Genomic DNA, 24,501 nt, shown 5'->3' with positions numbered 1-24,501 from the left:
TAGGTAACCGTCCTTCTCCATTTCAATTTTCCATCATCAACGATACCATAAGTGCTGTCTTATTGCGAATCTACCAGGCATCTGCTATAGTGAAAATGGCTTTGTTTATAAGTGATCGTTCATTTTTCGGCACACCCCCTATTCGGTCGTGCCTCCATGTACATACCTCGGTAGAGGTTGTTTTTTAATTACGATTCGGGTGAATTCAGATGAGCAAATTACGAGTCCTCCACGTGATTGGCGGGGGGGAATTTGGCGGTGCTGAACAACATATTCTCAATTTGGTCACTACTTTTCCAGTCGACGAAGTAGAAGTCGCAGTCGTATGCTTCTATGATTCTCTCTTCGCGCGTAAATTGCGGGAATCAGGCATCCAGGTCATTACACTGAATCAGTTCGGACGTTTTGACTTACGATTGCTGCAGGCTCTGCGGAATGCCTTTGCCACATTCCAACCAGCGATTATCCATACGCATGGGATTAAAGCCAATTTCTTTTCTCGATTGGCAGCTCGCGGTATGAAGTTGCCTTTGCTGACCACCGTTCACAGCTCACTCCGTTATGATTATACAAGCTCCTTGGCCTATGCCATCGTCAGCATAATGGAAATGAGCACGAGACATTGGAACCGTCATTATATCGCGATCAGTGGTGCCATTGCCGATATTTTGCGGGGGCAGGGTGTCCGCTCGTCCGACATTAGCGTGATTTATAACGGAATGGACATGAAGCCTTATCGGCAAAACCATTTACGGGAGAATGACCGCAATCGACTGCGTGCGGAATGGAACATACCAGAGGACGCCTTTTTGTTCGGGACAGCAGCTCGCTTTGTTCCCGTTAAAGGTCTCCCCATTCTACTCGATGCTTTTCATACGCTTGTGTCGGACAAGAGAGAGGCCCCTTATCTCGTGTTGATCGGAGACGGCTCTGAACGTACTGCGCTCGAAGCCAAGGTAAAAGAATTGGGGCTGGAATCGCTCGTTCGCTTTGCCGGATTTCGGCAAGATATTCCTGCGTGCTTGCATGCCTTAGATGGCTTTGTCCACTCTTCCCTTTACGAAGGGCTTGGCTATACGATCATCGAGGCAATGGCTTCGGAGGTCCCTGTCGTAGCAAGCAATGTCGGCGGTGTGAAAGAGTTTGTTTTCGATGGCGAGACGGGACTGATCGTTGAACCTGGAAATCCAGCTTTGTTGGCGCAAGCAATGGAACAGCTTTGGACTTCACCACAGTTGCGTGAGACCATGGTGAAAAACGCGCTGAACAAAGTAGAGTCCACTTTTACCATTCAAACCATGACCGAACAAATTGTTGCTCTTTATCGTACGTTACTGAAATGACGAAAAGCACGGTGAAACGCGAACAGCGGGCATCGTGCTTTTTTCATATGATTTGTTTGAAGAATCTGTTTTTATGGTTGCCTACTCATGATCAATCTGGTTACATATGTATTGGAACTATTTTGTATAGCAAGCTGCACCAGACAGAAAGGGTGAAATGAGATGAAACTATTTCTTTCGGTAGACATGGAAGGCATTTCAGGCATTGTGGATACGAGCTATATTAACCCGGCTTCGGGGGTTAACTATCAGCGCGGCCGCCAGTTTATGACGGATGATGCCAATGCGGTTATTGAAGCTGCACTTGAGTCTGGCGTAACGGAAATTGTGGTAGCAGACAGCCACAACACGATGAACAACATTCTCTGGGAAAAGCTCCATCCGAAAGCGAGACTGTTGGCAGGTTCTCCACGCGATTCATCCATGATGCAGGGAATCGATGAGAGCTTTGATGCAGCGATGTTTATCGGCTATCATACCCGCCAAGGGATTCCCGGCGTGCTTAGTCATACGATGTCCGGTGTGGTTCACAACATGTATATCAACGGACAAGTCGTGGGTGAGTTCGGCTTTAACGCCGCGATTGCGGGCATGCACAACGTTCCTGTTGTCATGGTGTCTGGTGATAATCTCATCGCCGTCGAAGCACAGGAACTGATTCCAGGCATTCAAACAGCGATCGTGAAGGAAGCGGTATCCCGCACAGCTGCTATCTGTCTCTCGCGTGAAGAAGCGACCGCTGAACTGAAGCGCAAGACGGCCAATGCCTTGCGCAACCGGAATAACATCCAGCCTTTCCGTACAGCTGTACCTGTTGAGCTGGCGATGGAATTCTCCCATGCAGGACAAGCCGAGATGGCCGCAATTGTCCCGGGAACGCGCTATGAAACAGCAACAAACACGGTTTATTACAATGCAGCCAATCCGCAAGATATGTACAAAACGATGCGCGCCATGCTGAACCTGGCGTCGGGTGCTGAGTTTTTCTAAAATGGTTATGGTGGAACGGAAGACTGAAATCAGTTCTTCCGTTCTTCTGTTATCTTTGTTCGCATCTTTTTTTCATTTTTTATTTGTTTTCTCAAAGCCAAAGCCACTGAGAAAGAAGTGAATTTCCAGTCCTAGCGCCTCTGGAGCCCAACTTAGCGTAGGAATGAATGGCGGGGGTTTTCAGCTTCACTTATGAAACCCTTCATCGAAACTTCTACGTTTGAAGCGCTCCCGCCATTCATTCCGGAGCGGACAGTCCCCTCCCCCAGCAGGGCGTAGGCCGAAGCGTAGACTGGAAATTCACTTCTTTCCCACACTGCCGCTACTTAAAACCAAATAAAAAAGCAGACCCATCACCTGAGTCTGCTTGTCGTTTCAGCTTTTATAATTTCCGAACGTTTGTCGCTTGAGGACCACGTTGACCGTTTTCTACGTCAAACTCAACCTCTTGCCCTTCGTCCAAGGATTTGTACCCTTCGCCCTGAATAGCAGAGAAGTGAACGAATACGTCATCCCCACCATCACGCTCGATAAAACCGAAACCTTTTTCACTGTTGAACCACTTTACTCTTCCACGTTCCATTTTTGCCTCCTAGCATGTAACCCTTACATGACATTTAAAATATTGTCTTACCTCGGTTACTATTGCCATTTACGAGGCTTATTATACGTGACTAAACTTTTTTCTCCTACTTCGCAGCCTCTGTTGCTTCTTTGGCTTTGCTCTGGTCCACAATAAATTGTCCCTTCCAGTTGCCCTTTGTTTTGCCGATCCGGTTCACATCGATATTTAAGGTGAGTGGCTGTGGTAGCTTGAATCCATGCGTGGTGAAGGCAAGAACGCCCTCTGGCTTGTCATGATCGGCTATTCCAACCTCTACTTCCTTACCGGACTCGTCTGTTAAGTAGAAAGGCAAATAATCCTCTTTGCTGGTCCCGATAAAGTTGAGGACACTTGTTGTACCTTCCGAGCCTTTATCCTGGTACACAGGATTGCCATTTGCTTCGCCTACCACATCTAAGCCTGTCGTATCGAATTCGAAAGGCACCAGTTCTCCATTTGGTTGTTCAATGCGATAGTGCAGCAGAACTTTGCTATCTTCCGCATACACTTCCGTAAAATGAATCGTAATCCCCTGATCGGTAATTTTTTGATCGATCGGAATGGACAACCCTTCTGCCGCTGCCCGCTTCACCTCTTCACCCACCAAACTGTTCAAGTCTTTTGGATTGTCTGCAAAATAAGAGGTTCCATTTAAAGCCGCATATACTCCAGTCGGCAGTATAATAGCAGCAACTAATCCCATCATAACCAATTTTTTCTTCATCGTTACCGGCTCCTTTTTTTCGTGATAGCGATGAAAGGACTGCCTGACACGCTGGTCGAGTTCATCAGGGATCGTGGTTTCGTCAATTTGCTTGGTGAGTGACTGTTTTATGATTTTTTCGATAGACATGTTTGGAGTTCCTCCTCATTCCATTCGACGTCAATCCACTCGCGGATTCGCTTTAATGCCAGATGATTTCTCGACTTTGCTGTCCCCACAGGTATTTGCAGCAGTTCGGCAATCTGATCGTACGTATAATCGTAGTAATACCGATAAATCACGACGACCCGCAGCTTGAACGGCAGCTTTTGGATTGCTTGCTGCATTTCTGTGGCAGACTCCATCGCAAGCATTGGCTCATCCGGCGTTTCGACATGTTGCTCTTCTTCCAAGCTCTGTTTTCGTTCTAACAGACGGAATCTTCTCCAAATCTGTCTACGCCAGTTTTTCACCTGTCTAATGACAATCCCATTAACCCAGAAAAGAAACGGACGCTTGCGATCATAGGCAGGCAGTGATCTCCATAGCTGATAGTAAATTTCGCTTACAATATCATGAACATCTTCTTTATTCGTGACCATGGCTGCTACGGTACCGTAAATTTTTGTCCGCGTCATGCTGTAGATCACCTCAAAAGCTTCTTGATCTCCATCAAGCAAACGGTCCAGCCACAGTTCTAACATTTGATCATTCATCGGAGGGCCCCCTGAAATTGTATACACCTTGTATTGGCTCTCTCGTTCAATATGGTTCACTACTTTATGAAAAAAACCTCTCCAAACGCTTGTACGTGCGTTTAGAGAGGTTTTGGCATTCAAATCAGTGGAACTTGTTTAAGAATTAAATGCGAATCACAGTCGCCTTGCTAACAAGGTCACGCGGGATGCGGTTCTTCGTATCGAAGAGGATCGGCGCATCAGCCATCGTTTCAGCAACATTCGCCCAATCTGCCTCTGCAAATTCCTTTTGCACAGCAGTCAGGAACAACGCATCTGCTCCATTCACTGCTTTGTCCAGACTGTCAACCTTGTGATCGTATACAGTCGGAACAGCCGGATCGTAGGAACGAACGTCTACTCCTTTTGCCATGAGCAGCTTGATCAGATCGTGGACAGGGCTTACGCGGTCGTCATTGGAAAAGTCTTTCATCGCCATCCCCAATACAGCTACGCGGCTTCCTGCCAATGTCTTGCCATTTTTCTTCAAGGCTTCCTCGAGCATGCCAATCAACACCTCAGGGACTGCATCATTCGTGTTGCGAGCCAGTTGCAGAATCGGCAGGTTTACTTCCAATTCACGTGCCTTAGGCTGCAAGTAGTACAGTGCATTCGGCAAGCAGAAGCCGCCTACACCCGGTCCTGGCGATAACAGGTTTACACGCGTGTGCGTATTGGCAACCTTGATCAGTTCGAACGTATCGATGCCAAATGCCTCGGAGAAACGAGCAAATTCCTGTACCATGGCAATGTTCACATCACGCTGGATGTTCTCGATGACTTTTGCTGTCTCGACTACACGGATATCCGTAATCGTGATGTCCGTCTCGCTGATGAAGGACAACAGCTCTTTTCCTTTTTCAGCGCTTTGTTCATTGATGCCACCCAGAACGAGCGGCATATGGATGAACTCTTCAAAAGCACGACCCTCTGCAATTCGCTCCGAGCAATATGTCAGGTAGAAATCGACACCAGCAACAAGACCGCTTGTTTCCTCCAAAATCGGGAGAATCACGTCTTCTGTCGTTCCTGGCACGACGGTACTGCGGATCATGATGGTATCGCCTTTTTTCAGTACGCGACCGAGCGATTGTGCACAGCTTTTCAGCGGTCCGAGATCAGGATCGCCATTATGAACAGGTAATCCGACTGTTACAATATAGTTATGGACTTCCGCAGCAGCTTCCTCGTACGAGGACGTTGCACGGAAACGTTTTGCTTCAATCTGCTCTTTGAGGATCTCTGGCAACGTTTTCCCCTGATAGGACTCCAGGTGATGGGAATGTGCCGCATTGATCTCATCGACGACATGCGGTAAGACGTCAATACCGATGACGTTTGCTCCTTTCATGGCATAGGTAAGCGCCAACGGCAAGCCTACAAACCCCAATCCCACAACAGCTACGCGTACAGGTTGAGTCATTGCGTATCTCCTCTTTCACATTCTCCAAGTTAGGTCCGTATGACTGTAGAAGTCACACCGCCAACTTGCGTATATTTTTAGGACAGGTAGTAAACACCTGCAGCGATAAAAAGCACACACAATCCGATGAGGACCTTGTACAACGTTTCCAAGGCTGTTCCTCCCCCATACAATCTTGGCTTGTCCTCTTTTTCGTAAAAAGGACGTTGATTGGGCAGAATAGTTTGGTACTCTTTCGCCAAATCAAATTATACTCTCGTTTGAAATATCGTTCAACCCGTCTAACGAGGCAAGGATGCCCCTATGATATACGAAAAACCGATGGACAGGACCATCGCGATAAAACCAATGGCCCTGTTATCTTTTGCAATTTCCTGATCGACGTTAAATGTAGGGGTCATGAATTCAAAAATGAAATAAGCAGATAACAACAGGAAAAATCCGAATGTCGCCCAAATCAACGCTTCGCCCAAAGACAAATGTGCCTGAATGGAATAACGGAAAATGTTTGCGATCCCAAAAATTTTCCCGCCTGTTGCCATTGCTACTGCCATGTTCCCACGCTTCAATTCTTCCCAAACACGATAACGCGTCACCAGTTCAAAAATGGCTAAGAATAAAACCATCGCCAGTCCAGACACAGTAAAATAAGCTGCAGTTGCAAAATATGGATTGTGCAGAAGGCTTTCCATATGTCCCTCCCGACCTCTTATTTCAATTCGGCAATGGTAGCCCCTACGCCGCCTTCTCCTTGACCACCTAAGCGGAAGGATTTTACATTACGATGATTTCGCAAATACTCGTGTACGCCTTTGCGCAGTACCCCTGTCCCGTGTCCGTGAATAATGGAGACCGAGTGCAAGCCTGCCAGCAGCGCATCATCTAAAAACTGATCGATTTCCCGAATGCTGTCCTCGACATTATAGCCGCGCAGGTCGAGATCCATCTTGATATTGTCACTGCGACGCTTCACAGAGGTGTACGGAGCTGCTTGCGGTTTTTGCTGGATGGAGTTTTGTACATGCATATCATCGCGCTTCACTTTCATTTTCATGATACCGATCTGCACGAGGAATTCTTCATTGTTTACCTTTTCCAGCACGGTTCCTTTTTGTCCGAAGCTCGTCACCATTACCTCGTCGCCCACCTTGATCTGTGTAGCGCGAACTGCTTTTGCCGGCTTCTTCACCTTTTCCTTTTCCAGCTCAAGAACGGCATTGCCCAAGCGCTTCTTCGCATCGATGAGACGATGCTCCTTAATTTCCACGCCTTCTGCCATCATTTCGCGCAGCTCGCGAATGATCGTTTCCGCTTCTTCTTTTGCGAGTTGGACGGCAATTCGCGCTTCGTCTTCTGCTCGCTCCATTCGTTTGTTTTTCTCTTCTGCAAACTGCGCGCGCTCTTCTTCCAGCTGTCTACGCAGCACTTCCGCTTCCTCGCGTGCCGCTTTTGCCGCCAACCTGTCTGCTTCCGCCGACTTGCGATTGCGCTCCAACGAAGCGATCATGCTCTCGACCTGATTGTCTTCCTCACTGATAGAGCCACGTGCTACATCAATGATGTGTTCTGGCAATCCCAGACGCCTTGCGATGGCAAACGCGTTGGATCTGCCCGGAACCCCGATGAGCAAGCGATAAGTAGGACGGAGCGTCTGTACGTCAAATTCTACGCTGGCGTTGATGACCTCGGGTCTATCGTAGGCGTACGCCTTCAATTCACTGTAGTGAGTCGTTGCAACCAATCTCGCACCGGAATCAATCACATGGTCGATGATGGACATCGCCAGAGCAGCACCCTCTGTCGGGTCTGTTCCTGCGCCTAGCTCGTCAAACAGAACCAAGCTCTTGTCGTCCATTTTCGCCAAGATTTGAATAATATTGGTCATATGGCTCGAGAATGTAGACAGACTCTGCTCGATGGATTGCTCATCTCCGATATCGGCAAAAACGGAGGAGAATACCGTCATCTCGCTCTCTTCCTCTGCCGGAATATGCAAACCAGCCATCGTCATCAAGGACAGCAGTCCGATTGTTTTGAGGGAAACGGTTTTCCCCCCTGTATTCGGACCTGTCACAACAATCGCCTGATACTCTCCACCCAGCTCCACATCTACGGGAACGACAACTTCTCGTGGAATGAGGGGATGACGCGCTTTTCGCATGTTTACATATCCGCGATCATTAATGCGTGGGCAAATCGCCTTCATGCTCCAGGCAAGCTGAGCTTTGGCAAACATAAAATCAAGCTCTGTCAGTGCTTCTGTATTCTCGACCAAAGCCTCTACCGCAAAAGATACTTGCTCTGTTAACACGTACAGAATGCGCTCCACTTCACGTTCCTCACGCAGGCGAAGCTCGCGAAGTTTGTTGTTCATCTCGACGATCACTTCCGGCTCGATAAAGAGCGTCGCCCCAGATGCCGACTGATCATGAACAATTCCACCAAAAACTGAACGATACTCTTGCTTTACCGGAATGACGAAACGATCCCCACGAATCGTAACGATGTTTTCCATCAGCATTTTTTGGTAAGTAGACGAGCGTGTCATTTGATCGAGCTTTTCGCGAATGCGGGATTCGAGTTGTCTAATCTCCTGACGTACCTGACGCAGTTCAAGACTCGCGCTGTCCAGAATATCTCCGTTTTCATCAATACAGCGGCGAATTTCGGTTTCCAACTCGCGCAGGCCTTCGATACGCTCTGCCTGCTGTTGCAATAATGGCAGCTCGTGATCTTCACACATATCGAGCAAAAACGTTTTGAGCCTGCGTCCGGCCATAACGGTGCTCGCGATATCCAGCAATTCCATCGGGGCGAGCATGGCGTTCAATCTGGCGCGCTGTACAGGCCCGCGGATATCTCGAATGCCACCGAGAGGCACGCTGCCTTTTAGGCGTAACACGGTTGCTGCTTGTTCTGTCCCTTGCTGAGCGGTTATCACTTCATCCAAGCGTAAAAAAGGAACAAGCTCTGCCGCTTTTTCTTTTCCATATGTGCAAGATGCCTTGTCAATCAACAGGGCGACTATTTTATCGTATTCTAACGTCTTTAAAACCCGTTGTTCCACTGTGCTCCTCCTTCTTTATCCAGCGGCGACCGTTGTACCGTGCGGGCGGGAGCGACGGTCTATACCGGCAATCATTACGATCTCCCCATTATAGCATGGCAGCGGAGCTTAGAAAACTTGGGCACCAGATAGCACCGGACTAAGCACCACAGGCGAAGGATAATTTTACACGTTTTCGTTTGGCATAGTTCGACTCTTAGCGTGAGAGAATGAAAGGTGAAACAACCCTAAAGGAGGAGTACACTTGACGATCATGCGCCATATCGTTCGCTTTATCGTCGCTGCCGTAGTCCTGATGTTTGTCGGCTTTCTGGTCCCCGGCTTTTCGGTTAGCAGTTTTTGGACTGCTCTGCTCGCGGCCGTTGTCATTGCACTAATTGGCTGGGCCGTAGAAGCCATTTTCGGAGATCGAATTTCGCCGTACAATCGTGGTATTATCGGCTTCTTGGTCAGTGCCGTCGTGATTTATCTCACTCAGTTCATCGTCTCCGGCTTCCGTGTAACGATACTTGGAGCGCTTCTGGCTTCCTTGGTGATCGGGATCATCGACTTGTTTATCCCGATCAAAACCCATATGGATTTGCGCAATGGAGATGCCAGGAATAAGCAGGAGACATAGGCTGAATACGCCAAAGAGCCATCCCGTCAAAAACGGGGTGGCTCTTCTCATTTTACCCAGAACGTGAAAAGAGAGGCATTTAAGCCCCTCTTTTCCTTAATCTATCGGTTTAGCCTTTGCCTCTTCCTGAATGATTTTCAGCAGTTCTTCGTACTCCTGACGCAAGCGGAAGTATTCATCCGCGATATTGACTGCAGAAAGCACGGCAATTTTGGCAGTATCCAGTCGATGGTTGCCGTTTGCGATTTCGTTCATCTTGTCATCAACGAAACCGGCCACCATGCGTATGTGATTGACACTTGCCTTGCCACTGAGCCGGTATTGTTGGCCAAAGATGTCCACCGTCAAACGATTTTTCCCATCACCTTGCACGAGAGGTACCTCCCTACTGCGACCTTTGCTCTACATTATCCTTTTTTAGGTTACTGAAAATGTCAGATTTCGTCAAGCTGTGTTACATGCGCAGTTCAGCACCTGTGTTGTTTTTCAAAGCTTCGATGACAGCAGTAGTCACTTGTTGAATCTCTTCGTCCTGCAAGGTACGCTCTGCGTGACGGAATACCAGGGCAAATGCCATGCTCTTCTTATCTTGGGCAATTCGCTCACCCATGTATACATCGAACAGGGTTACGGACTCAAGCAGCTCGCCTGCCGCTTCACGAATCGTTGCTTCCAATGCACCAGCAGCTACACTGCGATCGACAACGAGAGCCAGGTCACGCGTTACCGCTGGGGACTTCGGCAACTGATTGTAATGTCCTACCTCGGCAGCTACATCAATCAAAGCAGCTACATCAAACTGGAATACGTACGTTTCGGACAGATCATACGCTTTTTCTGTACCCGGATGAACTTGCCCCAGATAGCCCAGACGTTTTTCTCCTACCCATACTTCTGCAGTACGACCCGGGTGCATACCTGCGATGTCCTGTACAGCTTTGTACTCGGCAGCTTGGATACCCAAACGAACGAGGAGTGATTCCACAATCCCTTTGGTTTGGAAGAAATCAACAGGCTGCTTAGCGCCCATCCAGTTTTGTGTGAGCAATTGTCCTGTCAATGCACCCGCTACATACAGACGCTCTTCCGGGAGCTGCGTAAGTGTTTCTTCCTTCGTCAAGAACACGCGGCCCAATTCGAAAATCGCGACATCGTGGTTTTGACGATTTTTATTGTATGCGACTGTTTCCAAAAGGCTTGGAATCAAGCTTGTGCGCAGAACGCTATGGTCTTCACTCATTGGCATCATGAGCGCAACAGGGTTTACTTTTTCCTGATGCAGACCCGCTACTGCCTCGACACGATCTGGATGAACCAGCGCATAGGAAATCGCTTCATTCATGCCAGTACCAATCAAATGATGACGGATGGTACGGCGCAATTGCTGTTCTTTTGTCAACTGTCCTTGTGTGGTCGAACCAGAAGGCAGGCTGGTCGGAATATTGTCGTAGCCGTACAGACGTGCAACCTCTTCCACCAAATCCTCTGGCAGCGTAATATCGCCCCGTCTTGTTGGTACGGTTACTGTCCATTTGTCGCCCGCTACTTCATAAGGGAATTGCAGACGCTCGAAAATCGGCGATACATCAGAAGCCGACATGTCGGTTCCGAGATGCTGATTGATTTTTGCAAGCGTAACGGAAACAACAGCAGGCGCAGCTTCGCTTACAACAGCAGAACTGATTCCTTTGGATACCGTTGCCCCAGACAATTGCTGAATCAGCGAAGCGGCGCGCTCTCCCGCTTCCTGTACACGCGCTTGGTCAACGCCTTTTTCCCAACGTACGCAGCCTTCTGTACGCATGCCGAGCATACGCGCTGTGCGGCGTACGGTTTTTGGCGTGAACCAAGCTGCTTCGAGAATGATTTCACTCGTTTCATCAGTGATTTCGGAGTTAGCTCCGCCCATTACACCGGCGATCGCCAAGCCTTTGGTCTGGTCGGCAATCAGCAAGGTTTGCTCATCCAGCGTACGCTCTTGATCGTCCAATGTCACGAGCTTTTCGCCCTCATTTGCCAATCGAACGACAATAGAGCGATCAGCTACCTGTGTCGCATCGAAAGCATGCAGCGGCTGACCGTACTCGAGCAGGACGTAGTTCGTTACGTCTACCACGTTATTGATCGGACGAATTCCCGCAGCCATCAGGCGATTTTTCATCCATTGCGGAGATGTCGCGATTTTGGCGTTGGTGAAGTGACGCCCGTGGTATTGATAGCTTTCATTAGTTGCTTCGATCTTAACCTGGATCGGGTTGTCGCCGCCGTTTTCGGTCAGCTCGATTTGTGGAAATACCACGTCTTTGCCCAAAATAGCGGCTACCTCGTAAGCAACCCCCAGCATGCTCAAGCAGTCCGAGCGATTCGGCGTCAGTCCCAATTCCAGCACATAGTCATCCAAGCCAAGGTATGAAACGGCATCCATTCCGATTTCCGCATCCGCTGGCAGAACCATAATGCCTTCTTGCTGATCCTTTGCCAGAAGCTTGTCGTTTAAGCCCAATTCTTTGGCAGAGCAGATCATCCCTTGGGATTCTACACCGCGCAGCTTGGAGCGCTTGATGTTCAGACCACCTGGGAGCTTCGCACCGATCAGGGCAACAAGAACTTTTTGTCCCTTGTCTACGTTTGCTGCTCCACAAACGATTTGCAGATCTTCTCCTTGTCCTGCATCAACGACGCATACGTTGAGACGGTCTGCATCTGGGTGTTTGCTGCGTTCTTTTACATAACCGATCACAACACCGGATACACCTGCGTTGCGCGATTCAACTGCGTCTACTTCAATCCCACTGCGAGTCAGCTTTTCAGCCAGCTCCTGGGGCGTCGTTCCACTCAGATCGACGTATTCAGATAACCATTGGTACGATACCTTCATCTTTGCCTCTCCTCTCTAGCCTCGATTGAACTGACGCAGGAAACGAACGTCGTTGGTATAAAAATGGCGGATGTCCTCTACCGCGTATTTGAGCATCGCAATTCGTTCTACACCCATACCGAATGCAAAGCCGCTGACTTCTTCAGGGTTGTAACCAGCCATTTCCAATACGCGCGGGTGTACCATACCAGCACCCAAAATCTCGATCCAGCCTGTTTGCTTACATACACGGCAACCTTGACCGCCGCAGTTGAAGCATTGCAGGTCTACTTCAACGGAAGGCTCCGTGAACGGGAAGAAGCTTGGGCGAAGACGAATTTGTTGGTTTTCCCCGAACATTTGACGGGCAAACGTCAAAAGGGTACCTTTCAAGTCACTCATCCCGATTTTTTTATCAATCACGAGACCCTCGATCTGCGTGAATTGGTGGGAATGTGTCGCATCGTCATCATCGCGGCGGTACACTTTACCCGGACAGATCATTTTGAGTGGGGTCTTGCCTTCTTTTTTCAACATCGTACGTGCTTGCACAGGAGATGTCTGCGTACGGAGCAGTAGTTCTTCTGTGACGTAAAACGTATCTTGCATATCGCGTGCCGGATGATCCTTCGGCAGGTTCAGCATCTCGAAGTTAAAGTGGTCCATTTCTACCTCAGGACCTTCTGCCACCTCAAAGCCCAGGCCGATGAAGATGTCTTCGATCTCTTCAATGATCCGAGAAAGGGGGTGCATGGTGCCTGCTGGTACTGGACGTCCTGGCAGTGTCACATCGATCGTTTGAGAAGAAAGCTTGGCATTCAAAGCCGCCTCTTCAAAAGCTTTTTGTTTGCCAAAGAACGCTGCTTCCAGCGCTTCCCTTACTTCATTCACCAGTTGACCGACAACTGGACGCTCTTCTGGGGTCAGGCTGCCCATGCCGCGCAGAAGTTCTGTCAACTCGCCCTTTTTCCCCAGGTATTTGACGCGCAAATCCTGAAGTTGTGCGGCTTCTGTCACTTGGCTGATTTGGCCCAGTGCGGACTCTTTCATTTCTTGCAACCGAGTTTGCACTTCGAATCGCTCCTTTATTTCTGTTTTGGAAAAAGAAAAACCCGCCCCTCAAAAAGGGACGAGTTACTTTTTTCTCGCGGTACCACCCTTGTTAGACAATTCACTTCCAGCCTGTGACAACTCCATGACAATATCACTAGTGGAAAGAGACATTTGTCTCACTTCAGATCATTGGTAACGGGTATGACCCGGCTGCTCCTACTGTGCAAAAAGCGGTTCAGAGTGCGGCTTTGGAGTGAATTCGGCAGCTATCATGTTAAAGATGCTCGCAGTCTGTGACATCTTCTCCCTGAAAAACAGATAGGTCCTGCGTACTAGTCTCCGTCATCGCTTTACGTTATAATTGTGACGTAAGGAAAATTATAGCGCAACAAGAGAGAACTTTCAATTCTACAAATGTTACATATCACGAGAGTGTTTTCATGTGTATGTTACCCATTCGAAAGGGGATTTTGACATGATTGACAATGTTTCCGCCCTTTACGATAAGACAAGCAGCTGCCGCCATTGCCAAGCGACCTTTTCGACCAAAAGAATCAGAAGCGGCACGTTGACGATGGTCCATCGCGACAGCGATTTTTATACCACTTTTAAAGAGCAATCTTTAAATCCCATTTTATATACCGTCAATGTCTGCCCTGAATGCGGCTTTGCTTTTACGGATCAATTCCGGGACAAGCTCGCCCCCTGGCAAAAACAAATTGTGGATGAACAAATCTCCTCGAAATGGAAGCCAAAAGATTTTGGCAAGGTTCGACATGTACCAGAAGCCATCGTCAGCTACAAGCTCGCCATTTACGCAGCTGAAATAACGGATCAGCCCCATTCCGTAAAAGCAGGTCTGTATTTGCGCCTTGCATGGCTTTATCGACTCGAGAAAAATGTCGCGGAAGAAATGCGCTTTATCGATATGGCCGTGGAAGAATATGAACAATCGTATATTCATTCTGACTATACACGTAGTGACAAGGAAATGACCGAAGTCCGCTTGCTGTACTTGATTGGTGAGCTCTATCGCAGACTCGAAAAGTTTGACTTGGCCATCAAGTATTTCGGCAAGGCACTCGCCTTTCGCAACCACACCATTGAGAGCGGCATTATCCGGATGGCGCAAGATCAATGGCAACTCGCGCGTGAAGAGTATAAAGAGAAAAAGAACGAGCAAAAGATCGGCTAGACATGCCGATCTTTTTTCTATGCGATAATTGGAAGGATATGGCAAAAACCCCAAGGACGAGTGATTGCATCGTCTCCAGGCTACTATAGGGTTGATGTCTATTCCGGTGGCACTCAAGTGTATATATTCCATTTTAATGTAGGTCCCATGTAATCAATTTCAAAGGATCACACAAACAAAGCCGATCATCCTTAATCTCGAGGATGTCGGCTTTACCTATTATCTTCTTTTGCGCTGTGCCTCATAGACGAAAATTCCTGCCGCGACTGCCGCATTCAGTGACTCCGCACCGCCGTAGAGGGGAATGTGGACGAATTGATCGGCTTTGGCAAACATCTCTTTGGAAACGCCTCTACCTTCATTGCCTATGACCAATGCCGTTAGGCCAGCATAGTCAGCCTCGTCATAGGAAACACTGTTTTGCTCCAAAGAAGAGATCAGAACTCGCCCTCCCTTTGCCTTCCATTCATCTGCCGTCTCGACTAACGATTGCGTAAAGACCGGGATGCGGAACAGTGCCCCCATTGTGGCCCGTACTACTTTTCCATTGTAAATATCGACACTGCCACTCCCAAGTACGACACCATCGACTGCTGCCGCTTCTGCTGTGCGCAAAATCGTACCGAGATTGCCGGGGTCTTGTATTTCGTCCAAAAAGAGGAGCAGCAAGCTTCCTTGTTCCTCTCTCTTCTTATCTACCCATTTCGCCCAATCTGCTGCTGTTTTTTTCACTTCGGCCACAATTCCTTGCGGTGACTTCGTTTCGGACAGCTTCGCCAGCACTGCCTCTGAAGCCGCAATGACCTGGACAGCTTCCGGATGATTAGCCAGAGCACGTTGGCAGGCTGGGTCCATGTCACGCTGCTGATCGTAAATAACCGTGACGACCTCCGCCCCGCTTTTTAACGCCTCCTCTACCAGATGCGCCCCTTCCACGAGAAAACGCTGCTGCTCTTCCCGTCCTTTCCGGGACAGCAACTGGTGCAATCGCTTTACCAGAGGGTTTTGTACCGAAGAAATGATTTCATTTGTCATAAACCTATGCCCGCTCCTCAAATTCGCGTAAGTCTTTGTTGTTCCCGATCACCACAAGCACGTCGCCGTATTGGATGACTTCATCCGGGCTAGGAGCGATATTGAATTTATCTCCGCTTTTGATGGCAATAACGTTGACCTCGTATTTTTTCCGAATATCCAGTTGTCGCAGATTTTGACCGACCAGCTTGGACGACACAACTACCTCCGCCACACTGTAATCCTCTGCCAGCTCTATAAAGTCAAGTACGTTCGAAGAGATCAGATTGTGGGCGACCCGAACTCCCATGTCACGCTCAGGGAATACGACACGGTCAGCTCCCACCTTGTACAATACTTGTCCATGGCGCTCATTCTGTGCTTTTGCCACGATCTTTTTGACACCCAAGTCTTTCAGCGTCAATACCGTCAGGATGCTCGCCTGAATATCGACCCCAATGGCCACGACGACTACGTCAAAATTACGGATGCCGATTTCCTTCAAGGCACGTTCATCCGTAGAATCAGCTGCTACCGCGTGCGTTACATACTGAATATTTTCGTTAATACGCTCCTCGTTCTCATCTATTCCCATCACTTCATAATCCATCTCGTACAGCGTTCTCGCCACGCTAGAACCAAAACGTCCCATCCCGATAATGGCAAATTGCTTGGACATGTTAATCTTCTCCTTTACGGAACTTACCAATAACAAGCATTATAGCACAACAAAAACCTCCCCCACAAAACGGTCATAAACGTTTTGTACGAAAAGCATGGTATGCACAAATCCACGTTTACAAATACTATCTCTTGAATTCATTCTCACAAGAGAGGTGCAAGCACGGTCATGAACATTGCCTCACTCAATTTACGACAAGCGATCATGTACAAAATGCAAGGGTCAGATCCAAACGCAGTGGAAGAAACCATCAGTGATGCGATCTCAAGCGGTCAGGAGAAGACTCTCCCCGGTTTAGGCGTTTTGTTTGAAGTTTTGTGGCAAAACAGCGATGCTTCCTCCCGTCAGACGATGATTAATACCATCGCGGAGCACTTGCCTGAGCAAGCAGAAAAACCGATTTAACCACGTCTTCTTCGGAACAAAAGCAAGCTACGAAGGGAGGGACCCTATGTCCCTCCCTTTTCATTGTTCACTTCCCGAGCTTTGTGGATTTTATTGCGCATGAATTGGGTGATTGCCAGCAAGACGGGAATGATGATGGTCACGATGTATCCCAGTTTTATCAGGAGATCTGAATAAGCAAACAACTCCACTATATTTTGCGGCACTAATAATAGGTAAAAAAGCGGCACTATGATCACGATAGCACTGATTCGCTGAAAACGAATGCCTTTGCGAAGCCAGCGCCGCAGCGAAAAAACCGTCGCATAAAACATATTCCCGATTGACGTGAACACAGAAGCAACCCAAATCGCGAGGTAAGCTGACTCAAAACGTTCCAAAAACCAGCCTGCCCTCTGCGTAACCTTCACCAGTTCAAGGGAGGGCCAAACCATCCTCTGCAATTCTTCATAGCCAAATACAGCGATCCCTGCGATGACGGTAATCACATATACGACAAAGACAATACTCACACCTGTGAAACTGGCCATTCGCAGCCTTGCTCCCGGGATAGAGAAAGCAAAATAAACCATTAACAGCTCATATCCAGTGAAAACCGAATACGTATCTAAACCTGTTTTCACAACATGTTTCCATGACTCTACATGAACTGGCAATAGATTGTTCCACTCTGCATTCAAAAAGGAGACGAGAGGAATCAGGACAGAGGGCAATAGAAGAAAAGGAATCAGCAGCTCATTTACCCTTGCCAAGGTTTCAATTTCATGACAACAAAGAAATATCACGAGCAAGAGCAGAGTGACGACAATTACCTCCAACGGGGTATTAGGCAATACAGAGGTTACGATAACCTCCCCGAACAATCTGGCTACCATTCCGGCATTAAATAATTGATAGAGAATGAACAGAAAAACACATACTCCACCTGGCACTGCACCAAAAATCTGTGGCATAAATTCGACACAGGTCAGGCCAGAAAACTGGTTGCCTAAATACACGACGGACGCCACCGCTACAAATACCACCAAAACACCTGCAAGGAGACCAAGCCAGCCCATTTGATGAAGAAGAACGGTTGATGATCTCGGGATAGTCAGTAACCCCACTCCGATCATCGAATTGATCGTAATGCTGGTGAGCTGCCAGGTACCAAAATTGCGTTGCTGATTTTCCACAGTGATCGCTCTCCTATTGCATTTCCATACCAAGGCGCCGCAACTTGATTGTGTATTTTACACGAATCGGAAAATCCCTGAAATCTTCCTTCCAGTTGTGCTTCTTCCAGTATTCATGGTAATGCTTTGCACGAAGGGTAAGACCCAGCTTCAAAATGTCGCTATTGTATTGCTTTTGCAATTGCAGCAAGAGTTTTTTTGCACGTTCTTCCATTTCTTTTTTGATAAGTGCCTGCATTTGTACGATGAATTGCTCTGGCGGGATTTTTAGGTCTTCTGTTAATTCGACGATATCCCCTTGAAGCTCGCAATGGTAGGTAGCTGAAAAGGACTCCGATCCTTTTGATTTCGTATTCCCTTGTTCTTGAATCATCAGCTTTTTTTTCACAAAGTGCGGACGGAAGCTCACATAACCGTTTTTGGTATTCGGCAATGGAATGACAATGTCTCCACCTGGTTTTTCATTGCGTAGTTGGAGTAATGTCCATGACTGTACGCGATTCAGTATTCCTACCATCTTGTGCCCGCGAAACACAGCAACACCCTTCCAGCTCACCTCTTTTTTTGTGGCTTCTACATAATTAAGAAACGGCTCCATGGTTTCATTGGAGGTCTGATTGAAATAGTCACCCAACGTTTGGTCCGGGATTCTCCCTAATTTCGTTCCATTCTCGATCAACCCCATCAAGAAGACGACCGGAATTTGCTCCAGCCCCGGCTTGATTTCCAGCAGAGTAGAGGCCTTGCCTTTTACGACGATCGGCCACAAGAGGCGCCGTATTTGCGGTTCGCGGCGAACACTGTCCATAATGTCTTGAATCCCCTCCTTGGCGACCTCCTCACTCAAGGCAAGAACACGCGTATGTCCAAGAAACAATCGTTGGTTCAATCGCATTTGCAGGTTGTTGGTAGCATCTGTTACCGTTCGTCCCGTGGCGCTCATGATTTTCACTGCATCCGCATTGCTTCCTCCCCCCTGCCCGCTGCTACCCGCGATTTTGATCGGAATTGGAATTTGGACGGTCATTTTAAACAAGTTTTCATCCTCTTCTGCCTGATCGATCGCAATCGCCAATACTGATGCCCGCTCTTCCAATTCACGCCTGTCCCAACACCCGGTCAATAGGCATATACAGATGAAAAACAGAGTAAAGCACCTCAGATACTTACCCATCGACATCCTCCTCCTCCCGTTTGGACATCATGTCACGGATGAGTATGACTACCCAGTAAACGACAGGGATGAGCAAATTGATGAATAAGCTAGACAACCCCAACAACGAAGCTACTTGAAATACCTCCGGGATGTTTTGCGGTATAAGGGAAAAGTAGAACAAAGGGACGAGCAGGATTGCAGCCATGATTCTTTGAAACCAAATTCCTTTCCGAAACAACTGTCTCAGTGAGTAAACGACGACGTAAAACGCATTTGCTACCGTAGTGAAAACAGCCGAAACCCACACCGCCAAAAAAGCCGACTCCAACCGTTCTAAAATAAATCCAGGCACCTGCGTCGTCTTGACCAATTCAAGCGTCGGCCACGTTACCCTTTGTAGTTCTTCGTATCCGAATACCGAGATACCAGCGACAACAATTAACATGTAGATCAGTGCGGCAATTAAAAGACTGTAGAATCCAGCCAATTCCTTGTTCGTGTTTTTCTGTGCATAGGCGAAAAAAACGAACATAATTTCAAATCCGGAATAGGAATAAATCCCTTCGTATACCCCCTCCGCCATCGAACGAATTGATACATGATTGATTGGCAGGAGATTCCCAAATTCCGCTTTTTGGAACGACGCAAGCGCGATGAATAGCAGCGGCAAGATAATAAAAGGAAACAATAGCTCGTTCACGCGGGCGACCACTTCCACCTCATGCATGCACAAAAAGAAAACTAGCAAAAACATTGTCATGAGCATAGCTTCCAATGGAGTCTGCCAAAGAACGGACGTCACAACCACCTCACCAAAAACCCGAGAAACGATTGCCGTGGAGAAGTACAGGTATACCAGATAGATACTAATCCAAGGAAAGCTGAATACTTTGCCCACCCAAGGCCGACTGGCCGAACCCCATACCTTGTGACTATATTCAATGAATGTTTCCCCCGGGTATCGCTTGCTCAATTTGACAATTAACCATAAGGAAACAAACGCACCTGCTGAGCCAATCAGAGGTGCGATCCAGCCTGCCTCGAATAATTTGGAGCTGGTGGTACGAGGAAGGGTCAAAACGCCGACACCGATCAAGGTACTTGTCATGAGACAAATTTGCTGCCACATCGATAGATTTTGGTGCCAGCTGTGCCCCTCGTTCCGGCTCATTTCCGGTTATCCTCCTCTCTTATTCGCGTTTTATCTTGAACATGAAACATCATCGGTCTTGTTTTCATAAGAGAATGGGGGACCCGTATGAACATGTCCTTCATTCCCGTCAGGTTGAGCGGACTAAGTGGGGTCATGTAGGGCACTCCAAACGATTTCAGTGAAGACAAGTGAATGAGGATGACGATCAAAAACAGCATAATACCGTATAATCCAAACATCCCTGCTAGGAACATTACCGGAAACCTGAGCATGCGAATGGAGATCGCTGCACTGTAGCTAGGTGATGCGAATGAACCGATTGTCGTCACGGCCACGATGATTACCATAACTGGACTGACAAGTCCGGCGGTTACCGCCGCTTCCCCTACCACGAGTGCGCCAACAATCCCGATTGTCGGACCTATGGGCCCAGGCAGCCTCACGCTGGCTTCCCTCAAAATCTCGATGGCCAGCTCCATAAACAGAGCTTCGATTAAAGATGGGAATGGAACGGTAGATCGTCCTGCCGCCATCGCAATGACCAAACGAGAAGGAATCATCTCCGGATGAAACGAGCTAAAAGCGATGTAAAGAGAGGGAAGCATCAACGCGATGCTAATACTGATAATCCGGATGAAACGGATCAAGGTCGCGATGTAAAATCGCTCGTAATAATCCTCGGGACTCTGATAAAACTGCGAAAGTACTGCCGGAGCAATTAAACCGAACGGCGTACCGTCTACCAGAATGCCTACTTTCCCTTCCAATAAATTGGCCACTACTTTGTCGGGACGTTCTGTATTTTGAATCTGCGGGAATGGAGACCATCTGCGATCCTGGATCATTTGTTCGATATAGCCGCTTTCCAGTACAGAATCCACATGAATGCTCTCTATTCTCGCAATCACTTCCTCCACCATCGGGGGATACGCAATCCCTTCGATGTACATGACATAGATGTCTGTCTGTGTTCGTTCCCCGACAACCATATGACGCACTCTGAGATTGGGGTCCTTCAAGCGGAAGCGGACCAGCGCTGCATTCACGCACAACGTCTCACAAAACCCATCGCGTGGCCCTCGTACTACTGACTCCGTCTGGGGCTCTTCCACCGAACGCCTGTCCCAACCTCTCGTGTTATTCAAGTAAGCATTTTGACACCCATCGATGATCAGTACCGCACATCCAGACAAAATATTTCGGACGATCTGCCTCAGTTTGTCTGTCAAATCCAGCTCATTTGTCGCCGGATCATGATAGGTGATATCAGGAGTCGTCATATAGCGAATAATAAAATCACTGATGACATTGCGATCCACCATGCCATCTATAAAAACGATAGCGGCTTGAGCTTTCGACTTGGTTTGAAAACGACGAACGACGAGATCGTCACACTTTCCAAACTGCGCCTGAATCAATTGGATGTTTTCTTCCACATTTGTCGTGAGCGCAACATCCGATACACTTTCCATACTCTTGTCAGAGTGCTGCTCTAACGTTTTTGACTGAAGGGCTTCTTTTCTTTTTTGCCATGCTTGAAAAAACTGGCTCATCCTGCTCACCCTTCCATGGAATGTAGCCTGCGTACAGGTACGGATAGTGTGCCCAATAATGGAAAGGAAATCCCGTAAAAGGCCCTGTTCAAAAAGAAAAACAGGTCCAAGTCGGACCTGTTACGCAACTACCTCGCGTTTGTTTTCAAATTTCTCGTAGCTCTTCTCCAGCATGATCGTCTTTAAGATCTGCACACTTTCCCAAACCTCTGTGTAAGTCGTATAGAAAGCTACAGGAGCTAATCGGATGATGTTTGGTGCACGGAAATCAGGAATAATACCCGCTTCCTTCAAGGCCTTGCATATGCGTATGGCCTCGTCGTGCTCAAGGCTGACATGCCCGCCTCGGCGTTCATCCTGCTGTGGGTTTGCAATCGTAAAGCCCATGTCTGCCAGCTCCACCTCGATCAAATCCATCATGAAGCGCGTTAAGCCGAGCGACTTGGTACGAAGCTTTTCCACGGACACCTCCTGGAACATTTCCAAAGAACCAAGCAGAGGGGCGAGACTCAGCATATGTGGAGTACCAATCTGGTAAGCACCCGCACTTTCACATACATCCAGCCTATGGTCCATGTCAAATTGCTTATCCTTTTTCGAGCTGAACCATCCCGCCAATCCAGGTGTCCTGCCAAAATGCTTGCGGTTGACATATAGACTGCCCACACTTCCAGGCCCTGCATTTACGTATTTGTAGTTACACCAGTATGCAAAATCCACTCCCCATTTGCTGAAGGAATGTGGGATCGCGCCTACAGAATGACATCCGTCAAAACCAATCAGAATGCCTCGCTCATGTGCGGCTGCTGTCAACCGTTCGATATCGAGCAGCTGGCCGCTGCGATACAGGACGGTCGGGAGGACAACCAGTGCTACTTCATCTGTCATTGCATCGATAATATCCTCTTCTTCGATCAAGCGGCCATCTCTTGACGCTACCCGAACCAATTGCTCTTCCGGGTCCAACCCATGGAGCTTCATTTGACTCTGGAGTGCGTATATATCGGTAGGGAAATCCAGTTCGGTAGCAACGACCTTCGTCCTCTTCCCAATCGGATGATAGAAGGTAGCTGCCAGCTGATGCAGGTTGATCGTCGTAGATCCCGTGACGATCACTTCCTCAGCGCTTGCCCCTACAAGTGCTGCGCTCATCTCTCCCAATTTCTCCGAAAAGAAAAACCACGGATGATTACCCGTTGTCCAGCCTTCCACACCCAGCTCCTTCCAAGCCTGCATCATATCCATGACGCTCTTTTCCGCTCTTTTTGACATGAGGCCAAGCGAGTTTCCATCCAAATACAGGCTCGAAAGCAGATAAAACTCTTCGCGATAGCTCGCGAGTTCGTCCTGTGCATCCAATTGCTGTGCGTACGTTTTCGTTAAGGGGCTTGATTGAGACATAGCTACCTCCTCAGCTCGTTCTATCGTTACTCCTATTATAGGCTGAATTTTCAAACAAGAGAATCACTTTCGTAAAAAGAAAATCCCGTGCCACCTACGACACGAGATTCTTATCCAAATATAGTTGTATTACCCAAATGACTAGGAAGATTTGCGCGATGCAAAAGAGTGGGAGCAGGATGCGAAAAGAGGTATGCTTGGTCTTATGCCGTTGAATGAGCATACCCTCAAGCGCACCAATCCCTCCTCCTAAAAATGCGACCAACAGAAGGCTCAGTTCCGGAACCCGAAAGCCTTTTTCCTTAGCCAGACGCTTGTCTGCCTGCATCAGGTAATAAGCATAGCCATTCAGCAGTAGAGCTCCTGCCCCCAGCACCCAGACATTCGAATTGAAGTATCCTGCCAAGAGTAGGGCCCAACTAAAAACGAGCACCAACACGAAATTGCGGCGGTGGGCAGCTAATTGTTGATGGTACATTTCTTATTCTCCTTTTGCCCGATATGCCCGATTTCCCATAAACTGCTTGCGTACGAAGAATACCACAGCCAATACAACCACGATCACCAGCAAAGCGTAGAAACCGTATTTACGGATGACTTCGATTATGGCTTCCACATTATTACCGAATACATGGCCGAGAAAGTAAAAAGCGATGGTCCAAACCAACCCGATCGGATATGACAGCATCGCATAACGACGGAACGTCATACCGCCCAGTCCGACCAAATAAGGGACAACATGACGGACTACCGGAAATAAGTAACTGATGCAAAGAGCAGTAGTTCCATACTTCTCCAGCAAGCCCGTTGATCGATTCACGGCGTTTCTCATTTTCTCGGTTTTGCACAGCCATTGCAATATCGGTTTCCCAAAGTACTTTCCAAGTAAAAAGCCAATCGTCAATCCGGAGGCAACCCCTAAATATCCCGCTAAAAAAGAATACCAAGGGTTTAAAACGCCAATGGAGGCAAGAAATCCTCCTGTAGCGACAACCAGCTCATCGGGAATCGGCAAACCTACAATCCCCAGCCAAAGCATGAAAAAAATCGCTACGTAGCCGTATTGCTCTATGATGGACATTAGCAGGTCGACTTCCATGAGGCAAAATCCCCTATCCTTGCCACAGTGCGGTCATTTCTTGACATACTAGCAGCTATGGCATCGCACGATATCTGACTCTATTTATTACGTTATGAACCTCAAAAAAGGTACTTGTTTATTTTGCAATAGATTTACGTATTTTATCAAGTACAGATACTCTTTCATCAAGGAAAAGGGGGGTGAGACCAGCCACAATCGAATCACTATGTGCACGCAATCGTTCCTCGACAGCTTCCGTATACCCGCTTGCGTTCATCTGTGTCTCCTCC

At 48.0% G+C, this 24,501-nt stretch carries 24 protein-coding genes and 1 other annotated feature; of the genes, 5 read left to right on the top strand and 19 right to left on the bottom strand.

Annotated features, from left to right (window positions below):
- Positions 1-209 precede the first annotated feature (209 nt).
- Together C7R94_RS12105 and C7R94_RS12100 are read left to right on the top strand one after the other, a co-directional pair.
- Complete coding sequence (locus C7R94_RS12105; protein ID WP_106781359.1) at positions 210-1,343, top strand: glycosyltransferase; 1,134 nt, start codon at positions 210-212, stop codon at positions 1,341-1,343.
- A 162-nt stretch (positions 1,344-1,505) separates the two neighbouring features.
- A complete protein-coding gene (locus C7R94_RS12100) occupies positions 1,506-2,333 on the top strand; it encodes a M55 family metallopeptidase (RefSeq protein WP_016739026.1) in 828 nt (275 codons plus the stop codon).
- Between the two features lie 382 nt (positions 2,334-2,715).
- Here C7R94_RS12100 and C7R94_RS12095 read toward each other — a convergent pair whose 3' ends face one another.
- The 6 genes from C7R94_RS12095 to C7R94_RS12070 all read right to left on the bottom strand — a co-directional run bounded on the left by C7R94_RS12095 (position 2,716) and on the right by C7R94_RS12070 (position 8,867).
- Positions 2,716-2,916 (bottom strand): cold-shock protein, encoded by a 201-nt coding sequence (locus C7R94_RS12095; protein ID WP_012685372.1) that lies wholly within the window; start codon positions 2,914-2,916, stop codon positions 2,716-2,718.
- Between the two features lie 106 nt (positions 2,917-3,022).
- On the bottom strand, positions 3,023-3,790 hold the full coding sequence (locus tag C7R94_RS12090; protein ID WP_106781357.1) for a DUF4179 domain-containing protein: 768 nt from the start codon (positions 3,788-3,790) through the stop codon (positions 3,023-3,025).
- Positions 3,769-4,356 (bottom strand): sigma-70 family RNA polymerase sigma factor, encoded by a 588-nt coding sequence (locus C7R94_RS12085; protein WP_106781354.1) that lies wholly within the window; start codon positions 4,354-4,356, stop codon positions 3,769-3,771. The genes C7R94_RS12090 and C7R94_RS12085 overlap by 22 nt, the downstream gene beginning before the upstream one ends.
- Before the next feature lie 145 nt (positions 4,357-4,501).
- Positions 4,502-5,800, bottom strand: a complete 1,299-nt coding sequence (locus C7R94_RS12080) for a nucleotide sugar dehydrogenase (RefSeq protein ID WP_047071000.1) — start codon at positions 5,798-5,800, stop codon at positions 4,502-4,504.
- 281 nt (positions 5,801-6,081) lie between these two features.
- A complete protein-coding gene (locus C7R94_RS12075; protein WP_007728502.1) occupies positions 6,082-6,492 on the bottom strand; it encodes a DUF350 domain-containing protein in 411 nt (136 codons plus the stop codon).
- A gap of 17 nt (positions 6,493-6,509) precedes the next feature.
- Positions 6,510-8,867 (bottom strand): endonuclease MutS2, encoded by a 2,358-nt coding sequence (locus C7R94_RS12070; RefSeq protein WP_106781352.1) that lies wholly within the window; start codon positions 8,865-8,867, stop codon positions 6,510-6,512.
- A 244-nt stretch (positions 8,868-9,111) separates the two neighbouring features.
- Between C7R94_RS12070 and C7R94_RS12065 the strand changes: the two genes are divergently transcribed.
- Positions 9,112-9,486 carry a phage holin family protein gene (locus C7R94_RS12065; RefSeq protein ID WP_047070996.1) on the top strand — a complete coding sequence of 125 codons (375 nt, stop codon included), beginning with the start codon at positions 9,112-9,114 and terminating at the stop codon, positions 9,484-9,486.
- Between the two features lie 96 nt (positions 9,487-9,582).
- Here the strand turns inward: C7R94_RS12065 and zapA are convergent, their stop codons facing one another.
- From zapA to pheS, 3 genes are all read right to left on the bottom strand, one after another.
- Positions 9,583-9,858, bottom strand: coding sequence for a cell division protein ZapA (zapA, locus tag C7R94_RS12060; RefSeq protein ID WP_007728510.1), 276 nt, complete (start codon positions 9,856-9,858; stop codon positions 9,583-9,585).
- 82 nt (positions 9,859-9,940) lie between these two features.
- Positions 9,941-12,364, bottom strand: coding sequence for a phenylalanine--tRNA ligase subunit beta (pheT, locus tag C7R94_RS12055; RefSeq protein WP_106781350.1), 2,424 nt, complete (start codon positions 12,362-12,364; stop codon positions 9,941-9,943).
- Positions 12,365-12,379: 15 nt separating this feature from the next.
- Positions 12,380-13,414 (bottom strand): phenylalanine--tRNA ligase subunit alpha, encoded by a 1,035-nt coding sequence (pheS, locus tag C7R94_RS12050; RefSeq protein WP_106781348.1) that lies wholly within the window; start codon positions 13,412-13,414, stop codon positions 12,380-12,382.
- Positions 13,415-13,465: 51 nt separating this feature from the next.
- Positions 13,466-13,751, bottom strand: a binding site (T-box leader).
- A gap of 120 nt (positions 13,752-13,871) precedes the next feature.
- Here pheS and C7R94_RS12045 point away from each other — a divergent pair.
- Positions 13,872-14,591 carry a DUF2225 domain-containing protein gene (locus tag C7R94_RS12045; RefSeq protein WP_106781345.1) on the top strand — a complete coding sequence of 240 codons (720 nt, stop codon included), beginning with the start codon at positions 13,872-13,874 and terminating at the stop codon, positions 14,589-14,591.
- 219 nt (positions 14,592-14,810) lie between these two features.
- Here C7R94_RS12045 and C7R94_RS12040 read toward each other — a convergent pair whose 3' ends face one another.
- A complete protein-coding gene (locus tag C7R94_RS12040) occupies positions 14,811-15,626 on the bottom strand; it encodes a TrmH family RNA methyltransferase (protein ID WP_047070987.1) in 816 nt (271 codons plus the stop codon).
- A gap of 4 nt (positions 15,627-15,630) precedes the next feature.
- Entirely contained in the window at positions 15,631-16,284 is a 654-nt protein-coding gene (locus tag C7R94_RS12035; protein ID WP_007728524.1) for a potassium channel family protein, read from the bottom strand.
- Positions 16,285-16,455: 171 nt separating this feature from the next.
- On the opposite strand from C7R94_RS12035, the gene sspI reads away from it, so the two are divergent.
- Entirely contained in the window at positions 16,456-16,692 is a 237-nt protein-coding gene (sspI, locus tag C7R94_RS12030; protein WP_106781343.1) for a small acid-soluble spore protein SspI, read from the top strand.
- Positions 16,693-16,736: 44 nt separating this feature from the next.
- Here sspI and C7R94_RS12025 read toward each other — a convergent pair whose 3' ends face one another.
- From C7R94_RS12025 to C7R94_RS30605, 8 genes are all read right to left on the bottom strand, one after another.
- Positions 16,737-17,867, bottom strand: coding sequence for a GerAB/ArcD/ProY family transporter (locus tag C7R94_RS12025; RefSeq protein WP_106781340.1), 1,131 nt, complete (start codon positions 17,865-17,867; stop codon positions 16,737-16,739).
- 13 nt (positions 17,868-17,880) lie between these two features.
- Complete coding sequence (locus C7R94_RS12020) at positions 17,881-19,041, bottom strand: Ger(x)C family spore germination protein (RefSeq protein ID WP_106781338.1); 1,161 nt, start codon at positions 19,039-19,041, stop codon at positions 17,881-17,883.
- A complete protein-coding gene (locus C7R94_RS12015; protein ID WP_106781335.1) occupies positions 19,034-20,194 on the bottom strand; it encodes a GerAB/ArcD/ProY family transporter in 1,161 nt (386 codons plus the stop codon). The genes C7R94_RS12020 and C7R94_RS12015 overlap by 8 nt, the downstream gene beginning before the upstream one ends.
- Positions 20,191-21,729, bottom strand: a complete 1,539-nt coding sequence (locus tag C7R94_RS12010; protein ID WP_106781332.1) for a spore germination protein — start codon at positions 21,727-21,729, stop codon at positions 20,191-20,193. The genes C7R94_RS12015 and C7R94_RS12010 overlap by 4 nt, the downstream gene beginning before the upstream one ends.
- Before the next feature lie 120 nt (positions 21,730-21,849).
- Positions 21,850-23,130: a kynureninase gene (gene kynU / locus C7R94_RS12005; protein ID WP_106781330.1), complete on the bottom strand. Its 1,281-nt coding sequence runs from the start codon at positions 23,128-23,130 to the stop codon at positions 21,850-21,852.
- A gap of 94 nt (positions 23,131-23,224) precedes the next feature.
- The gene (locus C7R94_RS12000) at positions 23,225-23,608 is read right to left on the bottom strand and encodes a DUF1294 domain-containing protein (protein ID WP_106781327.1); all 384 of its coding nucleotides are present in this window, start codon (positions 23,606-23,608) and stop codon (positions 23,225-23,227) included.
- Between the two features lie 3 nt (positions 23,609-23,611).
- The gene (locus C7R94_RS11995; protein WP_088906555.1) at positions 23,612-24,229 is read right to left on the bottom strand and encodes a DedA family protein; all 618 of its coding nucleotides are present in this window, start codon (positions 24,227-24,229) and stop codon (positions 23,612-23,614) included.
- Positions 24,230-24,347: 118 nt separating this feature from the next.
- The gene (locus C7R94_RS30605) at positions 24,348-24,488 is read right to left on the bottom strand and encodes a hypothetical protein (RefSeq protein WP_233220537.1); all 141 of its coding nucleotides are present in this window, start codon (positions 24,486-24,488) and stop codon (positions 24,348-24,350) included.
- Between the last annotated feature and the right edge of the window lie 13 nt (positions 24,489-24,501).

Source organism: Brevibacillus sp. NRRL NRS-603, from assembly GCF_003013445.1.
GTDB lineage: Bacteria > Bacillota > Bacilli > Brevibacillales > Brevibacillaceae > Brevibacillus > Brevibacillus formosus.
Note: the sequence above shows the minus strand (reverse complement) of the source record. Positions and strands in the feature narration are given on the sequence as shown.

Bases quoted from the DNA above. Each gene is read 5' to 3' on its own strand.
- C7R94_RS12105 (WP_106781359.1), top strand. From the start codon at position 210: ATGAGCAAATTACGAGTCCTCCACGTGATTGGCGGGGGGGAATTTGGC.
- C7R94_RS12100 (WP_016739026.1), top strand. From the start codon at position 1,506: ATGAAACTATTTCTTTCGGTAGACATGGAAGGCATTTCAGGCATTGTG.
- C7R94_RS12095 (WP_012685372.1), bottom strand. From the start codon at position 2,916: ATGGAACGTGGAAGAGTAAAGTGGTTCAACAGTGAAAAAGGTTTCGGT.
- C7R94_RS12090 (WP_106781357.1), bottom strand. From the start codon at position 3,790: ATGTCTATCGAAAAAATCATAAAACAGTCACTCACCAAGCAAATTGAC.
- C7R94_RS12085 (WP_106781354.1), bottom strand. From the start codon at position 4,356: ATGAATGATCAAATGTTAGAACTGTGGCTGGACCGTTTGCTTGATGGA.
- C7R94_RS12080 (WP_047071000.1), bottom strand. From the start codon at position 5,800: ATGACTCAACCTGTACGCGTAGCTGTTGTGGGATTGGGGTTTGTAGGC.
- C7R94_RS12075 (WP_007728502.1), bottom strand. From the start codon at position 6,492: ATGGAAAGCCTTCTGCACAATCCATATTTTGCAACTGCAGCTTATTTT.
- pheT (WP_106781350.1), bottom strand. From the start codon at position 12,364: ATGAAGGTATCGTACCAATGGTTATCTGAATACGTCGATCTGAGTGGA.
- C7R94_RS12045 (WP_106781345.1), top strand. From the start codon at position 13,872: ATGATTGACAATGTTTCCGCCCTTTACGATAAGACAAGCAGCTGCCGC.
- C7R94_RS12040 (WP_047070987.1), bottom strand. From the start codon at position 15,626: ATGACAAATGAAATCATTTCTTCGGTACAAAACCCTCTGGTAAAGCGA.
- C7R94_RS12035 (WP_007728524.1), bottom strand. From the start codon at position 16,284: ATGTCCAAGCAATTTGCCATTATCGGGATGGGACGTTTTGGTTCTAGC.
- sspI (WP_106781343.1), top strand. From the start codon at position 16,456: ATGAACATTGCCTCACTCAATTTACGACAAGCGATCATGTACAAAATG.
- C7R94_RS12020 (WP_106781338.1), bottom strand. From the start codon at position 19,041: ATGGGTAAGTATCTGAGGTGCTTTACTCTGTTTTTCATCTGTATATGC.
- C7R94_RS12015 (WP_106781335.1), bottom strand. From the start codon at position 20,194: ATGAGCCGGAACGAGGGGCACAGCTGGCACCAAAATCTATCGATGTGG.
- C7R94_RS12010 (WP_106781332.1), bottom strand. From the start codon at position 21,729: ATGAGCCAGTTTTTTCAAGCATGGCAAAAAAGAAAAGAAGCCCTTCAG.
- kynU (WP_106781330.1), bottom strand. From the start codon at position 23,130: ATGTCTCAATCAAGCCCCTTAACGAAAACGTACGCACAGCAATTGGAT.
- C7R94_RS12000 (WP_106781327.1), bottom strand. From the start codon at position 23,608: ATGTACCATCAACAATTAGCTGCCCACCGCCGCAATTTCGTGTTGGTG.
- C7R94_RS11995 (WP_088906555.1), bottom strand. From the start codon at position 24,229: ATGGAAGTCGACCTGCTAATGTCCATCATAGAGCAATACGGCTACGTA.
- C7R94_RS30605 (WP_233220537.1), bottom strand. From the start codon at position 24,488: ATGAACGCAAGCGGGTATACGGAAGCTGTCGAGGAACGATTGCGTGCA.